Below are 17,764 nucleotides of genomic sequence, written 5' to 3' on the forward strand. Positions count from 1 at the left end.
GTCGGGCTCCTTGGGTTAGACCGCAGCCTCTGCGCGTTCGGCAAACAGGCTGTTTGTTCCGGTCCCTGTGATTCGCACTTTAATAATGTCACCGATTTGCGATGCTTTTGCATCAACATTCACTGATTGAAGCCAGGGAGAACGTCCGATTAGTTGTTCCGGCATGCGACCGGGCTTTTCGAGCAACAGGTCGATCTCTTTGCCGATGCAGGATTCGGCAAATTCCTGCTGCTGCTTCAGGAGAAGCATTTGCAGGCGTTCCAGCCGTTCTGCCTTGATCTCTTCCGGCACCTGGTCCTTCAGCTCCGCGCCGGGCGTGCCCGGCCGTGTCGAGTATTTGAACGAGAAGGCCTGTGCATAACGGACCTCCTCCACAAGTCTCAATGTATCCTTAAAATCCTCATCTGTCTCCCCCGGAAAGCCGGTGATGAAATCGCCCGACAGCGCAATGTCGGGCCGCACCGTGCGGATGCGCTCGATCAGCGCCAGATATTCGGCGGCCGTGTGGCGCCGGTTCATCGCTTTCAGGATGCGATCCGAGCCCGATTGCACCGGCAGGTGCAGATAGGGCATCAGTGCGCTGAGGTCGCGATGGGCGTTGATCAGCCGGTCGTCCATGTCGCGCGGATGGCTTGTGGTATAGCGCAGCCGCGCAAGGCCGGGGATCTCGGCCAGCCGGTAGAGCAGGTCGCCGAGGCTCCATGCCTCGCCTTGGCTCCCGGCGCCGTGCCAGGCGTTGACGTTCTGCCCGAGCAGGGTGATCTCGCGCACCCCGCTGTCGGCGAGCTTTTCGGCTTCCTCGACGATCTGGGAAACCGGCCGCGACACTTCCGAGCCGCGTGTATAGGGCACGACGCAGAAGGTGCAGAATTTGTCGCAGCCTTCCTGCACCGTCAGGAAGGCGGTGACGCCGCGGGCCCGGATCCTGCGGCTCTCGGCGATCGGCAGATGCTCGAACTTGTCCTCGATCGCATATTCGGTGTCGACGACGCGCTGGCCTAGTTTGGCCAGGCGTAGCGCCTCCGGCAGGCGATGATAGGTCTGCGGGCCGATGACAACGTCGACGGCGGGTGCGCGGCGCAGGATCTCTTCGCCTTCGGCCTGGGCGACGCAGCCGGCAACGCCGATCATCATCTCCCGTCCGTCCGCCGCCTTCTTCTTTTTCATATCGCGCAGCCGCCCGAGCGCCGAATAGACTTTCTCGGCCGCCTTTTCGCGGATATGGCAGGTATTGAGGAGAACGAGGTCCGCCTCTTCCATATCTTCCGTCGGCTCATAGCCGTCGCGGGCGAGCGCATCGCTCATGCGCATGGAATCGTAGACGTTCATCTGACAGCCATAGGTCTTGATGAAGACCTTGCGGCTGTTGCTGCCGTCGCGGAGGCTCTCGCTGGGAATTGCCTCGGGGGCCTGGAGAAGGGCGCTGTCCTGTGTCATGGCGCGCTATTTAGTGGTTTTTGCCGCCGGAGAAAATCGAAATCTTCTTTTAGGAGATTTCCCGCCCGCGCAGGCGGCTGTTCAGGAGGTTGCGGATGCGCAAGGCGATCGTCGCGCTCACCTCCTTGCGGCTGGTCTCGGCGCGATAATCGACCGCCTCGCCGAAGGAAACCTCGGCGTCGATGGCGCCGCAGCGCACGATGTCGAGGAGGTGCGGCAGCAGCTCGATATCACCCGGCCAGGCGGCGAGCGGCCGGTGATAGCGCCCCATGGCGATGCCGTGCACCCTGGTATAGGCAACCGCCACCGGCTGCACCACGACGGTTCCCGTCGGCGAATAAGGCACCGCCATCGCCGCGGCGCCGAACAGCGAGGACTTGACCTCGAGCAACCGGTTGCCGTCCGAGGTCGTGCCTTCCGGGAAGAGCACGACGATCTCACCGTCGGCCATGCGCCCGGCGATCTCGTTTGCCTGATGACCAGTCTTGCGCCGCTCCTCGCGCACGACGAAGACGCTCTTCTGCAGCTTGGCGAGCGTGCCGAAGATCGGCCAGTCACGCACCTCGATCTTGGCGATGAAGGCGACGTCGGCAACGGCCGACATCACCATGATATCCAGCCAGGAGGAATGGTTGGAACAGAGCATCAGCGGCCGGCGGTCTTCCAGCTTGCCGCTCACGCGGACGCGGATGCCGAGGCAATAGCAGACGATCCGGTGCCAGGCGCGCGGAAGCCGGCGGCGCAGCCGCCAGTCGAACCACAGCGCCAGTACCTGCAGCGGCATGAGCACGATGCTGACGGCAAGGATGACGACCGCGGCGAAGGCGATGCGCAGCCAGGCGATCAAATGCTGGTCTCCCGGGCTGCCATTGCTTCAGAGATCTTCTTTCTTCAGCGGAACGCCGTAGAGCTCGAGGCGGTGGTCGACTAGCCGGAAGCCGTGCTCGCGGGCGATGCGCTCCTGCAGCGCCTCGATCTCCGGCGAGCGGAATTCGATGACCGTGCCGGTCTTCAGGTCGATGAGATGGTCGTGATGTTCTTCCGGCACCGTTTCGTAGCGCGAACGCCCGTCGCGGAAGTCGTGGCGGGCGATAATGCCGGCATCCTCGAACAGTTTCACGGTGCGATAGACGGTCGAGATCGAGATCTTCGCATCGACTTTCACCGAGCGACGGTAGAGTTCTTCGACGTCGGGATGGTCTTCCGAATCTTCCAGGATGCGCGCGATCACGCGGCGCTGCTCGGTCATGCGCATGCCGCGTTCGGTGCAAAGCTCCTCAAGGGTCTTGGCTACATCAGTCATCGCCGGCCTATAGAGATATTCGTGTTTCGACAACGCCGCACGGCATTTGCGCCGGCCTGCATGTTATCTCGCTGCCAGGGAACTACCGAAGAACGCGCTTCATGACAAGCGCCGTGGAGAGGGCGCCGTTTTCTTGTCTGTAGTAACCCTGACGTTCGCCGACCTTTTCGAAGCCGAGCTTGCGGTAGAGGCCAAGCGCTGCCGTATTGCCGTTGTCGACCTCGAGAAACATGCTCTCGCCGCCGCGCGCGTGTGCTTCCCGCATCGCCGCCTGCATCAGCCGCCAGCCCAGTCCGGCGCGAGCGACCTTCGCCTGCACGGCAATCGTCAGGATCTCCGCCTCGCCGGCGACATGGCGGGCAAGGATGAACCCCGGAAGCGGTTTTTTCAGGATGGCATTGGTCTGGCGCGCAACGAAGCCGAAGACGGTATCCTGCATCAGCAGGCCGTGAAATTCACCGTCGCCCCAGGGCCGAGCGAACCGCTCGCCGTGCAGGAGGGCGACCTCGCGGCAATCCTCGCGCTCCATGGCGATGATCTCGAATTCCGGTTTCAGCGTCAGATAGGCTTCCAGCATCGTCATACTCGTCGCGCAATCGCATACCCGGCCTGCGGCTTGGCATCGGGTCCGCGCAGATAAAGGGGCTTCGGCTTTCCGGCATCGGGGGAGGCGGCAGCGCCCAGGCGCGCCACGACGGAGATCGGGAACCTGTTGGTGTGATCGCCGCCGGCGTCCGCCTTCAGGAGGGCCGTCGCCGAACCGGTAATCTCGCCGTCGAAGCCGGCAGCATATGCCTGCGCTTCCGCAACGCCGACTGCCCGTGGCGCGTCGAGGGGCGAACCGTCGGCCGCGAAGGATTGGAGGTAGATTTCGTCCCGCTTGGCATCCATCGCCGCCAGCACGGCGCGATGAGGCGTCTTGTCGCGCTGGGCTGATGCCATGACTTCGAGCGTGGTGACGCCGACGGCCGGCACATTGAGGGAAAGCGCAAAACCACGGGCTGCGGCAACGCCGACGCGGATACCGGTAAAGGAGCCGGGACCGATGGTAACGGCAATGCGGTCGATATCCGAAAGGGCCAGTCCCGCCTGATCGAGCGCGCGATCGACGATACCAATCAGATGTTCAGCATGCCCCTTGCCGATCATGTCCGATGCCTCCCCCAGCACCGTATCCCTGCCGCTGTCATAGACGGCGGCAGCGCAGTCCACACCTGCCGTGTCGAGCGCCAGAATGATCATGCCATCAATTTCCGAATAAACCAGTGTCGCCTATCGATAAATCCGTTCGGCCGAACCTGAGATGAACGGCGGGACGAATTCAGGATTTTTAAGCGGCAATCACTTCCTGCACTTCCGGAACGAAATGGCGCAGTAGGTTCTGGACGCCGTGCTTCAGCGTTGCCGTCGAAGACGGGCAGCCGGCGCAGGAACCCTTCATGTTGAGATAGACCTTGCCATCCTTGAAGCCGCGGAAGGTGATGTCGCCGCCATCCTGGGCAACGGCCGGGCGCACGCGGGTCTCCAGAAGCTCCTTGATGGTCAGCACGATCGATTCATCGCCTTCGTCGAAGAATTCGTCGCCGGCATCGGCGTCTTCGGAGAGGATGGAGGCATCGCCCATGACCGGCTTGCCGGACATGAAGTGCTCCATGATCGAGCCTAATATAGCCGGCTTAAGATGCTGCCAGTCGGCATTGTCCTTGGAGACGGAAATGAAATCATAGCCGAAATAGACGCCGGTAACGCCCGATATTTCGAACAGGCGGGCAGCGAGCGGCGACGCTTGAGCCTCCTCACTGCTGCGGAACTCGGCCGTGCCGTTTTCCATCACCACCTTGCCCGGCAGGAACTTCTGCGTGGCGGGATTCGGCGTGGCTTCGGTCTGAATGAACATCTGATTCTCCATGCGGCCGGCCCATGGTCTCGGCCGTCTTTAGAATTCTTCAAAAGAAGATAAGCCGATTGACGGCTGTAATCAAGAGACTTGTACTCAAGAAATGCTAGAGTTAGAGCATGATGTCGTCCGAAAACCGCTCACAGTTTTCGGCATCATGCTCTAGCAGAGAGCGTCGATTTCCTCGTTGGTCAACGTATCCGGCAGCACGGTGACCGGGATCGGAAACGCCGCCGCGCGACCGGCGACCGAGGAGACCAGCGGCCCTGGACCTTCCTTCGCAGAACCGGCGGCGAGAACCAGGATCGCCACATCGCGGTCTTCCTCGATCACGGCGTTGATCTGTTCGGCAGCACCGCCCTCGCGGATGACGACCTCAGGCTCGATGCCGATGGTCTCGCGCACGATCTGGGCGATCTTGGCAACCACCGCCTCGGCTTCCTCGCGCGCTTCGGCCCGCATGATCTCCTCGACGCCGAGCCATTGCTGGAAATCCCCATCCGGGATCACATAGAGCAGCACCAGCCCGCCATTGGAATTCTTCGCGCGCCGGCCGGCATAATGAACGGCGCGTTGGCATTCGGGTGTACCGTCGATTACCGCCATGAATTTGCGGCGGTGACCTTCGAGCCGTGAGAGTCGCTTCGATACCATGGCGCGGACTCTGACACCCGAAGCGGAAAATTTGCAAGTCCAGTTTTTCCTCTGATGCCCCAGAAGAAATCCCCTTCTCCCCGGGGGAAGGCCCCCTTCTCCCCAGGGGAAGGTCCCCTTCTCCCGCAGCGGGGAAAAGGGGAGATCTATCTCAATAGAGGAAGCCGATGACGTCGCGCACCTGGCGCATCGTCACCTCGGCGCGTGCCCTGGCGCGCTCGCCGCCCTTGCGCAGGATCGCGTCGATATGGCTGGTATCGTCCATCAGCCGGCGCATCTCGCCGGTAATCGGCGCGAGCACGTTGATCGCCAGGTCGACCAGCGCCGGCTTGAAGACGGAGAATTGCTGGCCGCCGAATTCGGCAAGCACGTCCGCCTTCGACCTGTCGGCGAGTGCGGCATAGATCGCCACCAGATTGTCGGCTTCCGGACGGCCCTGCAGCCCGTCGATCTCGCTCGGCAAACCATCAGGATCGGTCTTGGCCTTGCGGATCTTCTTCGAGATCGCGTCCTCGTCGTCCATCAGGTTGATGCGCGAGAGATCGGAGGGGTCCGACTTCGACATTTTCTTGGTGCCGTCGCGCAGCGACATGACGCGCGGCGCCGGCCCGCCGATCAGCGGCTCGACCATCGGGAAATAGGCATGCACCGGCTCGTTGCCGACGGTGATGTCGACGCCGTAGCCGGTCCTGCTGATATGCTCGGCATAGTCGAGGTTGAACTTCATCGCGATGTCGCGGGCAAGCTCCAGATGCTGCTTCTGGTCCTCACCAACAGGCACATGGGTGGCGCGATAGACGAGAATGTCGGCAGCCATCAGGCTCGGATAGGCGTAAAGGCCGAGCGAGGCCTGTTCGCGGTCCTTGCCGGCCTTGTCCTTGAACTGCGTCATCCGGTTCATCCAGCCGATGCGGGCGACGCAGTTGAAGATCCAGGCGAGTTCGGCATGCTGCGGCACGGCCGACTGATTGAAGACGATATGCTTTTCCGGGTCGATGCCGGCAGCGATGAAGGCGGCGGCGATCGAGCGCGTCTGGCTCGGCATGTCCTCATGCACGAGCTGGGCGGTGAGCGCATGCATGTCGACGACGCAGTAGATGCAGTCATTGCCTTCCTGCAGCGCCACGAACCGGCGGATCGCGCCGAGATAATTGCCGAGATGCAGATTGCCGGTCGGCTGTACGCCGGAGAATACGAGTTTCTTGAATTCGTTCATGTCGTCCTCAATAGGCTGGTGGAGGGCCCACGCTGTCACAGTTTAAATTGCCGCAGAATGCAGCAGGGCTTTTCGCCCATGTTGTTAACGCCGCGGCTTATGCACGGGCAACCGGTCGCAATCAAGGGGTTCAGGCGGCAGTGTGTTGGATCAGATCGAAAGTGTTGCCGTAGGGATCCGCAAACACCGCCACCGTGCCGTAAACCTCGTGACGCGGCTCTTCCAGAAAGCGCACGCCGACTGCCAGCATCGCGGCATGGTCGCGGGCGAAATCGTCGGTCTTCAGAAAGAAGCCGACACGCCCGCCGGTCTGATTGCCGATGGCCGCGCGCTGCGTCTCGCCTGCCGCCTGCGCCAGCAGAAAGGCGGCTCCATCCCCACCCCGCGGCTTCACCACCACCCAGCGCTTGCCCTCCGGCTGCAGCTCGTCCTGAAGGCAATCGAAACCGAGGCCATCGCAATAAAAGGCCTTGGCGCGGTCGTAGTCATCGACCACGAGGGTGACGAGGAAAAGAGACTGGATCGTCATGTGCTGCCTCGCGTTTGAGATGTTTATTCCAGTTTGGAGCGGTAATTCTCCAGATTTTAAGCCGAATTGATCAACCGTCTTACTCATAATTGAGTATAAAATTTCACAAAAAAGCTTTTTTTGAACCGAAAATCCTGCGCCTGGTGCCGGCGCCGTTGGGGTCGCTGGATAGCCGATCGGAGCGACCATGCAGAACGCAATTTTGCTCGCCATGGCAAGCCTTTTCGCCCTACAATCAGCAACGGATGCCGTCGGTCAAGACATGAAAAGGCATGCCGCGCATCTTGCAAAACATCAGGCACGTCTCGCCTACACGGTCCAGACCGTCAGCGTTCGTGCCGGCTGCTTTCCAGGGCGCCTGCGAGCGGTCCTGTCGCATATTGCTGCAAAGACCGGCCGACGCCCTGTGATAACCTCGGGCCACAGGCCGCATCCCCGCCGCCATGGGTCCCTGCACGGAAAATGTCTGGCGGCCGATTTCAGGATGCCCGGCCTGTCGGAGCGCACGATCATTGCTGCTGCAAGAAGCGCGCCGGGCATCGGCGGCATCGGCAGCTATTGCAACGGCATCATTCATGTCGACGTCGGACCGCAGCGACGATGGGTCGACTGCTGAAGCAATTTCCGGGAAAAGTGCGACCTCACCCGTCCTTTGCCGGTGCCGGCTTGCGGTTGAGATTGCGTCGGATCATGCCGAGATTTGCCCCGCCGACCAGGAAGGCGGCGGCGAAATAGATCAGCATGGCGATTGCAATCAGCAGCCCGAGGGTGCCGATCTTGGTGAGAAGCGGCGCGCCGGAAGCAAGCCAGGGCGCCCAATATTGCTTGAGGAAGACGATGGCCGCACCCATGACGGCCGCAGCGACGATCAGCAGGGCGGTGCGCTTTGCCAGCGCCCATTCCCATGTCAGGTGGCCACGGCGCAAAAGCGTGGCAAACAGCAGTACGGTGCTGATCCAGCCGGCCGTGGCCTCGGCAACCGCAATGCCGGGCGCACCCATATAGGGAAAGAGGGTCAGCGCCGTGGCGCAGTTGGTCGCAACCGCGATGGCCGAAAAACGCATCGGCGTCTTGGTGTCCTCGCGGGCATAGAAGCCGGGCTGCAGCGCCTTGATCAGCACGAAAGCCGGCAGGCCGATGCCGTAAATCGCCAGGATCGAGCCGACGACGGCGGTGTTTTCCTGATGGAAGGCGCCGCGCTCGTAGAGAACGCGGATGATCTCGTCGGACAGGATCCAGAGCGCGAAGGCGGCGGGGATCGTCAGGAACAGCACGAATTCGATCGAGCGGTTCTGCAGGTTTCCAGCCTCGCGCAGGTTGCCGCCCTTCAGCGACCGGGCAAGTTCCGGCAGAAGCACCACGCCGACGGCGACGCCGACGACGCCGAGCGGCAGCTGATAGATGCGGTCGGCATATTGCAGTGCTGCGATCGCGCCGTCGCGGGACGACGCAATCGCCTGGCCGATCAACTGGTTGATCTGGGTGATGCCGCCGGTCACCGCCGCCGGCACCGCCAGGATCAGCAGCCGCTTGACGTTCGGCGTCATCTTCGGGAAACGGAAGCCGATGCTCATGCCGGCCGCAAGCACGCCGACATAAACGACGGCAAGCTGCAGGACGCCGGCGGCAAGAACGCCCCAGGAGAGGTACCAGGCCGTCGCCAGCGGATCGGCGCCGGTATAGAGCGCATAAAACAGCGCCCCGATCATCACCACGTTGAGGAAGACGGGCGCGATGGCGGCGGCGAAGAAATGATGCAGCGAATTCAGCATGCCGCTCATCATCGCCGTCAGCGACATGCACATCAGATAGGGAAACATCACGGCCGCCATGCGGATCGTGATCGAGAACTTTTCGGGGTCGTCGGCAAAGCCCGGCGCGATGACGAAGCGCACCAAGAGCGGCATGGCAAGCTCCATCACGATGGTGATGAGCAGCAGCACCGAAAACAGCACGCCAAAGACTTCTTCCGAAAAGCGCTTGGCGCCATCGGTGCCATTCGCCTCGATCTCCTTGGCAAAGAGCGGCACGAAGGCGGCGTTGAAGGCGCCCTCGGCAAACAGCCGGCGGAAGAGGTTCGGAAAGCGGAAGGCGGCGTAGAAGACGTCGGCCATCGGTCCGGTGCCGAGGGCCGCAGCCATCAACGTTTCACGGGCGAAGCCGAAGATGCGGCTGCCGAGGGTGGCGCCGCCGACGGTCGCGAATTTCTTGACCAAGCTCATGCGTTTGGGCTCATGCGTGGGGACTCATGCGTTCAGGCTCATATGGGGGAACCGGCCTTCTTGTCGCTGGCAGGCGGGGTCCGGGCGGTGGCGGCGGGTGCGATGATGCCGGAGGGCATACGCTCGCGCAGCTCGTCTTCTTCCTCGGCCATGACGGCCTTCATCCGGGCGGTGATGTTGGCGCGCTTGCTGTCGCCTGATATTTTCTGGCCGACTAGATCGGTAACGTAGAAGGTGTCGATCACCTTTTCGCCGAAGGTGGTGATGCGGGCCGACTGGATGTCGAGCGACAGATCGGAAAGGACGGCGGTGATCTCCGACAGCAGCCCCGGCCGGTCGAGGCATTCGACTTCGATGACCGTGAACTTGTTCGACAGGCTGTTGGTGATGTTGACCGACGGCGGAATGACGAAGGCCTTGCTCTTCTTGCGGTTGCGCGCGCGCGTGGCGATGACCTCGGGCAGGCGCTTGCGGCCGGACAGCACGTCCTCGATCATCCGGCCGATCGTCGCAGCCCGGCGTAGTTCGTCGGCATCGTCGGTAAATTCGCGGCTGACATGGATCGTGTCGAGCGCCCGCCCGTCCGATGTCGTGAAGATCTGCGCGTCGACGATGTTGGCACCGGCCGCAGCACAAGCGCCGGCAATGACGGCGAGCAGTCGCGGATGGTCGGGCGACAGCACGGTAATCTCGGTGATCGCGTGGAAACTGTCGGTCCGCACCGTGGTGGCGAGCGCCTGGCCCGCTTTATCCGCCTGGCGGATGAAATGGGCGTGGCGGATCTGGTCTTCCAGCGGCACGGAGAGCAGATAGGGCTGGTAGTGCAGCTTGGTATAGGTATTGCGGTCCTTCTGGCTCCAGTCGGCGAGCGCCGAATGCAGCGCCTCGGCGGCGGCATTGGCGCGTTCCTTGCGGGAGACCTCCGAAAAGCCGCCGGCGAGCAGCAGCTCGGTTTCATAATAGAGCGTGCGCAGAAGCTGTCCCTTCCAGCCGTTCCACACGCCCGGACCGACGGCGCGGATATCGCAGATCGTCAGGATCAACAGCATCTTCAGCCGGTCGAGCGACTGCACGCGGTCGGCGAAATCGGTGATGGTCTTGCGGTCGGTGAGGTCGCGGGTCTGCGCCACCATCGACATGGTCAGATGTTCCTCGATCAGCCAGACGACGATTTCCGTCTGCTTCTGCGACAGGCCGAAGCGGACGCAAAGCTTGCGGGCGACGCGGGCGCCGGCGATCGAATGATCCTCCTGCCGGCCCTTGGCGATGTCGTGGAGGAGCACGGCGACATAAAGCGCCTCGCGGTCCTCGATGCCGGGCATCAGCTTGTTGGCGAGCGGATGCAGATCCTCGGCGCGGCCCTTGTCGATCTCGGAGAGAATGTCGACGGTGCGGATCAGATGTTCGTCGACCGTATAGTGGTGATACATGTTGAACTGCATCATCGCGACGATCTTGCCGAATTCGGGAATGAAGCGGCCGAGCACGCCGGCTTCGTTCATCCGGCGCAGGATGAGCGCCGGATCCCGCTTCGACGTCAGGATCGACATGAACAGCCGGTTCGCCTCGTCGTTTTCCCGCAAGGCGTTGTCGATAAGCGCGAGGGAACGGGTAACGCGTTTCAGCGCGTCCGGATGGAATTCCAGCCCGTTGATGTCGGCGACGTGGAAGAGCCGGATGATGTTGACCGGATCGCGCTTGAAGACTTCGGGGTCGGCGAGCGCAATGCGGCCGCGGTCTTCGACGAATTCGACGCTACCGGCGATCTTGCGGTTGCGGTGGGTGAAGCGGCTGATGACGCCGGTGAGGCCCGGGATCGACTTCGCCTGCTGGTCTTCAAGGGCGGCGCAGAGGATGCGCGTGAGATCGCCGACATCCTTGGCGACGAGGAAATAGTGCTTCATGAAGCGCTCGACGGCCGAAAGGCCCGGGCGGGTGTGATAGCCGAAGGCTTCGGCGATCTCGCGCTGGATATCGAAGGACAGGCGCTCCTCGGCCTTGCCGGTCAGGAAGTGCATATGGCACCGCACCGCCCAGAGAAAATCATCGGCTTTTTCAAGCAGGCGGTATTCGTGCTTGGACAGCACCCCGAGCTTGACCAGCTCCGCCTGGTCGCGCACGTGATAATAATATTTCGAGATCCAGAACAGCGTGTGCAGGTCGCGAAGCCCGCCCTTGCCTTCCTTGACGTTCGGTTCGACGAGATAACGCGTGTCGCCCGCCTTGCGGTGGCGCTCGTCGCGCTCGGCAAGCTTGGCGGCGATGAATTCGGGACCGGTGCCGGTGACGATCTCCTTGTCGAAGCGGGTCTCGAGCTCGGTTTCCAGCCGCTGCAGGCCGCAGATGTAGCGCATCTCCAGGATGGCGGTGCGGATCGTCATGTCGGACTTGGAAAGCGCAATGCATTCCTCCACCGTGCGGGTGGCGTGACCGACCTTGAAGCCCATGTCCCAGAGCACGTAGAGCATGAATTCGACCGCTTTGTGCGTCTCTTCCGCCGGCCTCGGCAGAAAGAGAAACAGCAGGTCGATATCGGAGCCCGGCGCCAACGTGTCGCGGCCGTAGCCGCCGACGGCGGTGACCGCGAACTTGTCCTTCTGCTGCGGAAAGATATGGGCGGTGGCGAAATTGTAGAGGACGGTGGTGATCTGGTCCTGCAGCCAGGAAATCCGGTAGGCGCAGTTGAGCCCGCCGCCGTCGGCCATCAGTGCCTCGCGCGCCTTCTGCCGGCCTTCGGTGCTCGCCTTCTTCAGCACCGCCAGAAGATCGGCGCGCAGGACGTCGGGCCGGTTGCGGTTGGCCTCGGCAACGGCGTCACACTGCTTCTGCAAGAGCTCGACGTCGAGGATATTGGAGAAATCGAGGTCGCGCATCGCTATCGCCGGGGCGGTTTCCTGTTCATGCCGGACTGCCGGTTCACGGCCTGCCGCTTGTTTCGTCTGCATGCGCTATAGCCCCTTTGCCCGGCGATTGACACGGGCCTTCATACTGCAAGAACCTTTAAATTTGGCGAAATGGTGTTGGTTCGCCGCAAGAGGCGACGGCGCTTTGACGCAAGGGCGCCGGCTTTCCCGGAAATTCTCAGCCGGCGGCCCGCGCATTCAGCAAATGCAGCACCTGCCGTGTCTCGCGCATGATCTCCTCGAGCGCCTGCCTGTCGCATTCGCGATAGCCGGCCTTGGCAATCGAGGTTCCGAGCTCTGAGATCACAGCGCAGCAGCGGGTGATTTTCAGCATGCCGATCGGCGAAGTCCAGCCGCGGGCATTGCGGTCCTTATCGGCGCGCCGCATCGTATCGAGCATGGAGCAGATGAGCGAGAGGCGCTCGGTTTCGCGAACCAGTTTTTCCATGAACATGGCGCGCCGCTCCTATTTCAGCTTTTTCTTGAGGTCGTAAAGCGCATCCATTGCCTCGCGCGGCGTCATGTCGTCAAGGCTCATCGCCTTCAGCGCCTCCTCGACCTTGGAGGTCCCGCGGGCGGTTTCCTCGCGGCGCACCGCCACCTGGAAAAGCGGCAGGTCGTCGATCAGCTGGCTCGCCGGGTTCTTGCGGTCGGCATCTTCCAGGCGGGTGAGCACGTCGCGGGCGCGCGCCACGACCGAGGCTGGAAGCCCGGCAAGTCGCGCGACCTGAATGCCATAGGAGCGGTCCGCAGCACCGGGCCCGACCTCATGCAGGAAAATGACATCGCCGTCCCATTCCTTGACGCGCATCGTTGCGTTCGATAGCCGGCCAAGCTTTTCCGAAAGCACGGTCAACTCGTGGAAATGCGTGGCGAAGAGCCCACGGCAGCGATTGGCCTCATGTAGGTGCTCGACGGCCGCCCAGGCGATCGACAGACCGTCGAACGTCGCGGTGCCGCGACCGATCTCGTCGAGGATGACGAGCGAACGGTCGCTCGCCTGGTTGAGGATCGCCGCCGTCTCCACCATCTCGACCATGAAGGTGGAGCGGCCGCGCGCCAGATCGTCGGAGGCGCCGACGCGCGAGAAAAGCCGGTCGACGATGCCGATATGGGCCGAGGTCGCCGGCACGAAGGAGCCCATCTGCGCCAGGATTGATATCAGCGCGTTCTGGCGCAGGAAGGTCGACTTGCCGCCCATGTTCGGGCCGGTCAGCAGCCAGATCGCCCCGTCCCGGTCGCCGGTCCTCGGCGAGAGATCGCAATGATTGGCGACGAAGGGGCCGCCCGCCTGCCGCCGCAGCGCCTGCTCGACAACAGGATGGCGCCCGCCCTCGATGGCAAACATCTTCGAGCCGTCGACCTGCGGGCGGCAATAGGCCTGCTCCTCGGCGAGAAGCGCCAGGCCTGCGGCGACGTCGATGACGGCAAGCGCCCGGGCGCCCGACTTGATCGCCTCGGCTTCCGCAACGACGGCCGCCGTCATCCTGTCGAAGGCTTCGAGTTCGATCGTAAGCGCCTGGTCGGCGGCATTGGCGATGCGGCTTTCGAGGTCGGCAAGTTCGGTCGTGGTGAAGCGCATCGCGTTCGCCATCGTCTGGCGGTGGATGAAGCGGGCCTTCGCGTCCGCCGTCTCCGTCATCGGCGAGGCATTGCCGGCGGTCACTTCGATGAAATAACCAAGGACGTTGTTGTGCTTGATCTTCAGCGACCGGATGCCGGTCTCCTCGGCATATTGCAATTGCAGGCCGGCGATGACGCGACGGGACTGGTCGCGCAGTGCCCGGACCTCGTCGAGCTCGGCGCTGGCGCCGTCACGCAGGAAGCCGCCATCGCGTTTCAACAGCGGCAATTCGTCGGCAAGCGTGTCGGCAAGCAGCTTTTCCAGGGCCGCGGGAAGGGCCTGCAGCCCTGATAGCGCCTGGCCGAGCTCTTCGGGCAGCATCGCCTTGCCGAGCATCGCCGCAACTCCGCCCGCCGCGTCAAGGCCCTGGCGGATCGCTGAGAGATCGCGCGGGCCGCCGCGGTCGAGCGCCAGGCGCGACAGGGCGCGCGGCATGTCGGGCACATGTTTCAGCGTGTCGCGCAGATTGCCGCAAAGCAGCGGTTCGTCGATCAGGAAGCCGATCGAATCAAGCCGCGCATTGATGCGGGCGGGGTCGGTCAGCGGCGACATCAGCCGCTCGGCCAGAAGCCTGGCGCCGCCGCCGGTGACGGTGCGGTCGATCGCCTTCAAGAGCGAACCGTTGCGATCGCCCGAAAGCGTGCGGGCAAGTTCGAGATTGGCGCGGGTGGCGGGATCGATGAACAGCGTCGAAGCGGCACTTTCCCGTTCCGGCTTTCCAAGCGGCGGCCGCTCGGCAATCTGCGTTTTCTCGACATAGGCGACGGCGGCGGCGGCCGCTGCCAGCTCGGCGCGCGAGAAGGTGCCGAAGCCGTCGAGCGTCGCGACGCCGAAATACCGCGCGATCCGGCCTTCGGCGCTGGCGCTGTCGAAGAGCACGGAAGGCTGCGGCACGGCTGTCCGGCCGAGCACGTCGAAGACCGGCTTGAGTTCGGGATCGTGGAAGATCGTGTCGGGCAGGATGAGTTCGCGCGGATCGATGCGCAGGATATCGGCAAGCAGCCGCGAGGCTTCGGTCTCGGCAAGCCGAAAGACGCCTGTGGAAATATCGATCCAGGCAAGCGCCAGCAAGGCCTCGCCGCTGGCGCGAATGCGAGTCAGCGCCATCAGATAGTTGGATTCCGAGGGCGAAAGCAGCTTTTCCTCGGTGATCGTGCCTGGAGTGACGAGGCGGACGACGTCGCGCTTGACGACGGATTTCGCGCCGCGTTTCTTCGCTTCCGCGGGATCCTCGATCTGCTCGCAGACGGCGACGCGGAAGCCGAGCGAAATCAGCTTCTGTAGATAATCATCGGCCGCATGCACCGGAACGCCGCACATCGGGATATCCTGGCCCATGTGCTGGCCGCGCTTGGTCAGCGTGATACCGAGCGCGCGTGAGGCTTCCAGCGCATCCTCGAAGAACAGCTCGTAGAAATCGCCCATGCGATAGAACAGAAGCGAACCCGGATTGTTCGCCTTGATCTCGATATATTGCTCCATCATCGGCGTTGCCGAGGCACGGCTTTCCGCCGTGGCGAGCTCGGCAGCCGAAAAGGCTTCATTCCCTGTGTCTATTCGTGCGTTCACGGAGGTGGAGTTTTTCCCAAAAAAACAGGTGCCAACCCTATCCGCGCGCCGCTATAGATGACAACAGCATTTGAGGAAGAGCAAAGCGTCGCCCACAGGACGTTGGAGGATTTATGCCCGATATCGATAAGAAAGACCGGCCGGTGACCTCGGTTACCGACCAGGAGGCGCTCGATTTTCACGCGATGGGCCGGCCCGGCAAGCTGGAGATCAACCCGACCAAGCCGATGGCGACGCAGCGCGACCTCTCGCTTGCCTATTCGCCGGGTGTTGCCGTGCCCGTGAAGGCAATCGCCGCCGATCCGCAGACCGCCTACGATTATACGGCGCGCGGCAACATGGTTGCCGTCATTTCCAACGGCACGGCGATCCTCGGCCTCGGCAATCTCGGCGCGCTGGCATCCAAGCCCGTCATGGAAGGCAAGGCGGTGCTGTTCAAACGCTTTGCCGATGTCGATTCCATCGACCTCGAGATCGATACGGAAAATGTCGACGAGTTCATCAACTGCGTGCGTTTCCTCGGCCCTTCCTTCGGCGGCATCAACCTCGAGGATATCAAGGCGCCGGATTGTTTCGTCATCGAAAGCCGGCTGCGCGAGCTGATGGACATTCCCGTCTTCCATGACGACCAGCATGGAACCGCGATCATCGCCGCTGCCGGCCTGATCAATGCGCTGGAGCTGACCGGCCGCGACCTGAAGACGACGAAGCTCGTCTGCAACGGTGCGGGTGCTGCGGCGATCGCCTGCGTTGAACTCATCAAGGCGATGGGTTTTGCGCCAGAGAACGTCATCCTCTGCGACACCAAGGGCGTCATCTACCAGGGCCGCACCGAGGGCATGAACCAGTGGAAATCGGCGCATGCGGCAAAGACCGACACGCGCACGCTGGAAGAGGCGATGAAAGGCGCGGACGTCGTTTTCGGCCTGTCGCAGAAGGGCGCGTTTTCGGCCAAGATGATCCGCTCGATGGCGGAGCGGCCGATCATCTTCGCCATGGCCAATCCCGATCCCGAGATCACCCCGGAAGAGGTGGCCCGCATCCGCGACGACGCCATCATGGCGACCGGCCGTTCGGACTATCCGAACCAGGTCAACAACGTCCTCGGCTTTCCCTACATCTTCCGAGGCGCTCTCGATGTGCGCGCCTCCACAATCAACGACGCGATGAAGATTGCCGCCGTCAACGCGCTGGCAAACCTTGCCCGCGAGGACGTGCCCGATGACGTGGTTGCCGCCTATCAGGGCAACCGGCCGCGTTTCGGGTCGCAATACATTATCCCCGTTCCCTTCGATCCCAGGCTGATCTCGGCGATCCCGGTGGCGGTCGCGCAAGCCGCGATCGAAAGCGGCGTCGCCCGCAAGGTCATCACCGACATGGCCGGTTATGCCCGCGAGCTTTCGGCGCGCCGCGATCCGATCGCCTCGACGCTCGCCAGCCTTTACGAGCGCGTCCGCCGCCGTCCAAAGCGCATCGTCTTTGCCGAGGCCGAGGAAGAACAGGTCCTGCGCGCCGCGATGTCCTACGCCAACCAGCAGCTCGGCACCGCCATCCTGCTCGGCCGCGAGGACCTGATCCGGGCGACGGCGGAACGTGCCGGCATCGATCTCAACCGGCCGGGCCTCGAAATCGTCAATGCCCGGCTTTCGACCCGGGTCGAGGCCTATATCGACTATCTCTATGCCCGGCTGCAGCGGCACGGTTATCTCCACCGCGACGCCCAGCGGCTGATCCATAACGACCGCAACCACTTCGCCGCCACCATGGTGGCGCTCGGCGACGCTGACGGCATGGTGACGGGCATCACCCGAAACTATTCGACGGCGCTCGAAGATGTGCGCCGCTGCATCGACGAGAAGCCGGGCCACCGCGTTATCGGCGTGTCGTTGGCGCTCTGCCGCGGCCGCACGGTCTTCGTTGCCGATACGGCGGTGCACGACATGCCGACGGCCGAAGAGCTTGCCGATATCGCCGAAGAGGCCGCGGGTCTCGCGCGGCGCATGGGTTATCCGCCGCGGGTCGCTATGCTGGCCTATTCCACCTTCGGCCACCCCTCGGGCGAACGCTCCGAGCGGGTGCGCGAGGCGGTAAAGATCCTCGACAAGCGCCGCGTCGATTTCGAATATGACGGCGAGATGGCGGCCGACGTTGCCCTGAACCGCAAGGTGATGGAGCAATATCCCTTCTGCCGCCTCTCCGGGCCGGCCAACGTTCTCGTCATGCCGGCTTTCCACTCGGCCTCGATCTCGACCAAGATGCTGCAGGAGCTCGGCGGCTCCACGGTGATCGGCCCGATTCTCGTCGGCCTCGACAAGCCGGTGCAGATCACCTCGATGGGCGCCAAGGACAGCGACATCGTCAACATGGCGGCGATCGCCGCCTACGGTGCGGGTTCGTAAACTCGCCCGAG

General features: G+C 63.0%; 15 protein-coding genes. 2 read left to right on the forward strand and 13 right to left on the reverse strand.

The window, feature by feature from the left end; translation table 11 throughout:
• Nucleotides 1-15 precede the first annotated feature (15 nt).
• From miaB to GR198_RS20995, 9 genes are all read right to left on the reverse strand, one after another.
• Entirely contained in the window at nucleotides 16-1,437 is a 1,422-nt protein-coding gene (gene miaB, locus GR198_RS20955) for a tRNA (N6-isopentenyl adenosine(37)-C2)-methylthiotransferase MiaB (protein WP_029873915.1), read from the reverse strand.
• A 49-nt stretch (nucleotides 1,438-1,486) separates the two neighbouring features.
• A complete protein-coding gene (locus tag GR198_RS20960; RefSeq protein ID WP_029873914.1) occupies nucleotides 1,487-2,284 on the reverse strand; it encodes a lysophospholipid acyltransferase family protein in 798 nt (265 codons plus the stop codon).
• A gap of 27 nt (nucleotides 2,285-2,311) precedes the next feature.
• Nucleotides 2,312-2,740, reverse strand: a complete 429-nt coding sequence (locus tag GR198_RS20965; protein ID WP_003544875.1) for a Fur family transcriptional regulator — start codon at nucleotides 2,738-2,740, stop codon at nucleotides 2,312-2,314.
• 82 nt (nucleotides 2,741-2,822) lie between these two features.
• A complete protein-coding gene (locus GR198_RS20970; RefSeq protein WP_018070061.1) occupies nucleotides 2,823-3,323 on the reverse strand; it encodes a GNAT family N-acetyltransferase in 501 nt (166 codons plus the stop codon).
• A complete protein-coding gene (tsaB, locus tag GR198_RS20975) occupies nucleotides 3,320-3,982 on the reverse strand; it encodes a tRNA (adenosine(37)-N6)-threonylcarbamoyltransferase complex dimerization subunit type 1 TsaB (RefSeq protein WP_164069526.1) in 663 nt (220 codons plus the stop codon). The genes GR198_RS20970 and tsaB overlap by 4 nt, the downstream gene beginning before the upstream one ends.
• 88 nt (nucleotides 3,983-4,070) lie before the next feature.
• The gene (locus tag GR198_RS20980) at nucleotides 4,071-4,637 is read right to left on the reverse strand and encodes a NifU family protein (protein WP_029873912.1); all 567 of its coding nucleotides are present in this window, start codon (nucleotides 4,635-4,637) and stop codon (nucleotides 4,071-4,073) included.
• 162 nt (nucleotides 4,638-4,799) lie between these two features.
• Entirely contained in the window at nucleotides 4,800-5,291 is a 492-nt protein-coding gene (locus GR198_RS20985; protein WP_003544884.1) for a universal stress protein, read from the reverse strand.
• A gap of 151 nt (nucleotides 5,292-5,442) precedes the next feature.
• The gene (gene trpS, locus GR198_RS20990) at nucleotides 5,443-6,507 is read right to left on the reverse strand and encodes a tryptophan--tRNA ligase (RefSeq protein WP_029873911.1); all 1,065 of its coding nucleotides are present in this window, start codon (nucleotides 6,505-6,507) and stop codon (nucleotides 5,443-5,445) included.
• A 130-nt stretch (nucleotides 6,508-6,637) separates the two neighbouring features.
• The gene (locus GR198_RS20995; protein WP_029873910.1) at nucleotides 6,638-7,036 is read right to left on the reverse strand and encodes a VOC family protein; all 399 of its coding nucleotides are present in this window, start codon (nucleotides 7,034-7,036) and stop codon (nucleotides 6,638-6,640) included.
• 187 nt (nucleotides 7,037-7,223) lie between these two features.
• Between GR198_RS20995 and GR198_RS21000 the strand changes: the two genes are divergently transcribed.
• Nucleotides 7,224-7,652: a YcbK family protein gene (locus GR198_RS21000; protein WP_029873909.1), complete on the forward strand. Its 429-nt coding sequence runs from the start codon at nucleotides 7,224-7,226 to the stop codon at nucleotides 7,650-7,652.
• Between the two features lie 25 nt (nucleotides 7,653-7,677).
• On the opposite strand, the gene murJ is transcribed toward GR198_RS21000, so the two are convergent.
• From murJ to mutS, 4 genes are all read right to left on the reverse strand, one after another.
• Nucleotides 7,678-9,258, reverse strand: a complete 1,581-nt coding sequence (gene murJ, locus GR198_RS21005) for a murein biosynthesis integral membrane protein MurJ (RefSeq protein ID WP_164025272.1) — start codon at nucleotides 9,256-9,258, stop codon at nucleotides 7,678-7,680.
• Nucleotides 9,259-9,296: 38 nt separating this feature from the next.
• Nucleotides 9,297-12,203 (reverse strand): [protein-PII] uridylyltransferase, encoded by a 2,907-nt coding sequence (locus GR198_RS21010; RefSeq protein ID WP_029873907.1) that lies wholly within the window; start codon nucleotides 12,201-12,203, stop codon nucleotides 9,297-9,299.
• A 136-nt stretch (nucleotides 12,204-12,339) separates the two neighbouring features.
• On the reverse strand, nucleotides 12,340-12,615 hold the full coding sequence (locus GR198_RS21015; protein ID WP_003544896.1) for a hypothetical protein: 276 nt from the start codon (nucleotides 12,613-12,615) through the stop codon (nucleotides 12,340-12,342).
• Between the two features lie 12 nt (nucleotides 12,616-12,627).
• The gene (gene mutS / locus GR198_RS21020; RefSeq protein WP_164069527.1) at nucleotides 12,628-15,354 is read right to left on the reverse strand and encodes a DNA mismatch repair protein MutS; all 2,727 of its coding nucleotides are present in this window, start codon (nucleotides 15,352-15,354) and stop codon (nucleotides 12,628-12,630) included.
• 113 nt (nucleotides 15,355-15,467) lie between these two features.
• On the opposite strand from mutS, the gene GR198_RS21025 reads away from it, so the two are divergent.
• Nucleotides 15,468-17,753 carry an NADP-dependent malic enzyme gene (locus tag GR198_RS21025; protein ID WP_003544898.1) on the forward strand — a complete coding sequence of 762 codons (2,286 nt, stop codon included), beginning with the start codon at nucleotides 15,468-15,470 and terminating at the stop codon, nucleotides 17,751-17,753.
• Nucleotides 17,754-17,764 lie beyond the last annotated feature (11 nt).

This window comes from Rhizobium leguminosarum, assembly GCF_010668065.1.
In the GTDB taxonomy this organism is placed as follows: Bacteria; Pseudomonadota; Alphaproteobacteria; order Rhizobiales; family Rhizobiaceae; genus Rhizobium; species Rhizobium leguminosarum_S.

What these genes read in the sequence shown, in the direction of transcription:
- miaB (WP_029873915.1), bottom strand. Translation starts at nt 1,437, where the DNA reads ATGACACAGGACAGCGCCCTTCTCCAGGCCCCCGAGGCAATTCCCAGC.
- GR198_RS20965 (WP_003544875.1), bottom strand. Translation starts at nt 2,740, where the DNA reads ATGACTGATGTAGCCAAGACCCTTGAGGAGCTTTGCACCGAACGCGGC.
- GR198_RS20970 (WP_018070061.1), bottom strand. Translation starts at nt 3,323, where the DNA reads ATGACGATGCTGGAAGCCTATCTGACGCTGAAACCGGAATTCGAGATC.
- tsaB (WP_164069526.1), bottom strand. Translation starts at nt 3,982, where the DNA reads ATGATCATTCTGGCGCTCGACACGGCAGGTGTGGACTGCGCTGCCGCC.
- GR198_RS20980 (WP_029873912.1), bottom strand. Translation starts at nt 4,637, where the DNA reads ATGTTCATTCAGACCGAAGCCACGCCGAATCCCGCCACGCAGAAGTTC.
- GR198_RS20985 (WP_003544884.1), bottom strand. Translation starts at nt 5,291, where the DNA reads ATGGTATCGAAGCGACTCTCACGGCTCGAAGGTCACCGCCGCAAATTC.
- trpS (WP_029873911.1), bottom strand. Translation starts at nt 6,507, where the DNA reads ATGAACGAATTCAAGAAACTCGTATTCTCCGGCGTACAGCCGACCGGC.
- GR198_RS20995 (WP_029873910.1), bottom strand. Translation starts at nt 7,036, where the DNA reads ATGACGATCCAGTCTCTTTTCCTCGTCACCCTCGTGGTCGATGACTAC.
- GR198_RS21000 (WP_029873909.1), top strand. Translation starts at nt 7,224, where the DNA reads ATGCAGAACGCAATTTTGCTCGCCATGGCAAGCCTTTTCGCCCTACAA.
- murJ (WP_164025272.1), bottom strand. Translation starts at nt 9,258, where the DNA reads ATGAGCTTGGTCAAGAAATTCGCGACCGTCGGCGGCGCCACCCTCGGC.
- GR198_RS21010 (WP_029873907.1), bottom strand. Translation starts at nt 12,203, where the DNA reads ATGCAGACGAAACAAGCGGCAGGCCGTGAACCGGCAGTCCGGCATGAA.
- GR198_RS21015 (WP_003544896.1), bottom strand. Translation starts at nt 12,615, where the DNA reads ATGTTCATGGAAAAACTGGTTCGCGAAACCGAGCGCCTCTCGCTCATC.
- GR198_RS21025 (WP_003544898.1), top strand. Translation starts at nt 15,468, where the DNA reads ATGCCCGATATCGATAAGAAAGACCGGCCGGTGACCTCGGTTACCGAC.